This is a genomic window from methanotrophic endosymbiont of Bathymodiolus puteoserpentis (Logatchev) (assembly GCF_900128525.1).
Classification (GTDB): domain Bacteria; phylum Pseudomonadota; class Gammaproteobacteria; order Methylococcales; family Methylomonadaceae; genus Methyloprofundus.
Genome location: NZ_FQTQ01000025.1, coordinates 1 through 1,550, shown reverse-complemented (window position 1 = coordinate 1,550; position 1,550 = coordinate 1). Strand labels below are relative to the sequence as shown.

The window sequence follows — 1,550 nt, the reverse complement described above, 5'->3', positions numbered from 1 at the left end:
AAAAAGAGCACATCACCCTTTATCTGGCAGAGCCTTCTGAGCACCCATGTTTTCATAAATCAACAACGGCTCAGATTCCCCCTTGATGACTCCCGCGTCGACAACAATTTTAGAGACTGATTCCAGTGAGGGAATATCATACATAGAGTTTAACAAGACAGACTCAAGAATAGACCTTAACCCACGCGCACCAGTCTTGCGCTTCATCGCTTTTTTGGCCACCGCTTCAAGAGCATCGCTTCGGAAATCAACGTCCACGCCTTCCATTTCGAACAACTTATGATACTGCTTCGTCAATGCATTTTTTGGTTCAGTAAGAATTCTAACCAACGCACTCTCATTAAGCTCTTCCAAAGTTGCCAATACAGGTAGACGACCAACAAATTCAGGGATCAAACCAAACTTCACCAAATCTTCTGGCTCAACTTCCTTAAAAGTCTCACCCAAATCCTTACTGTTCTCCTTACTCTTAACTTCTGCAGAGAAACCAATACCAGACTTATCTGTACGCTCTCTAATTACCTTGTCAAGTCCAGCAAAAGCACCGCCACAGATAAACAAAATAGTAGACGTATTGACCTGCAAAAATTCCTGCTGAGGATGCTTCCGCCCCCCCTGAGGAGGAACAGAAGCTATAGTACCTTCAATCAGCTTCAAAAGCGCCTGCTGCACTCCCTCCCCAGAAACATCTCGCGTAATGGAAGGGTTATCTGATTTTCTTGAAATTTTGTCAATCTCGTCAATGTAAACAATACCCCTCTGAGCCTTTTCTACATCATAATCACACTTTTGTAACAGCTTCTGAATAATATTCTCAACATCTTCACCTACATATCCCGCTTCCGTTAACGTAGTGGCATCAGCAATGGTAAATGGTACATTCAGCAACCTTGCCAACGTCTCCGCCAGCAAAGTCTTCCCACAACCAGTAGGACCAATAATCAGAATATTACTTTTACCTAGCTCCACTTCACTGTTATTTTTATCTCCATAGCGAAGACGCTTGTAATGATTATAAACAGCAACAGCAAGAATCTTTTTAGCCTCAGGCTGTCCAATCACATACTCATCAAGAATATCCTTAATCTCTCTGGGAGTAGGCAATTTACTAGAAGCATCTTCCTCATCAGAGTCCTGAATTTCCTCTAGTATTATGTCGTTACACAAGTCAACACATTCATTACAGACAAAAACGGACGGACCTGCAATCAGTTTGCGAACCTCGTGCTGACTTTTTCCACAAAAAGAGCAGTACAGCAACTTACCGTTATCCTCACCCTTACCGCTTACTTCGTCGGCCATTCGATTACCCTAGTTATCAAAAACAACACCCGCATCTATAAAAATGCAAACATTGTAGCTCGTCTTCAAGTGCGTTATCTAACAAAGTTAATAACCACCCTAACACAATATATACCCGTCACAGTTAAAGGTGTGAAGTTATTCAACCATCCTCACCCTATCCACTAGTTACTAGTTACTAGTTACTAGTTACTAGTTACTAGTTACTCGCAGGATCATTGGCCTTCTCACGTTTGTCGCCCACACGC

At 42.4% G+C, this 1,550-nt stretch carries 1 protein-coding gene; it reads right to left on the bottom strand.

Annotated elements, in window-relative coordinates; genetic code table 11:
• Positions 1–12 precede the first annotated feature (12 nt).
• A complete protein-coding gene (gene clpX / locus BQ7314_RS01650) occupies positions 13–1,302 on the bottom strand; it encodes an ATP-dependent Clp protease ATP-binding subunit ClpX (protein ID WP_174481968.1) in 1,290 nt (429 codons plus the stop codon).
• Positions 1,303–1,550 lie beyond the last annotated feature (248 nt).

Coding starts and splice junctions, on each gene's coding strand:
- clpX (WP_174481968.1), bottom strand. CDS start 1,302: ATGGCCGACGAAGTAAGCGGTAAGGGTGAGGATAACGGTAAGTTGCTG.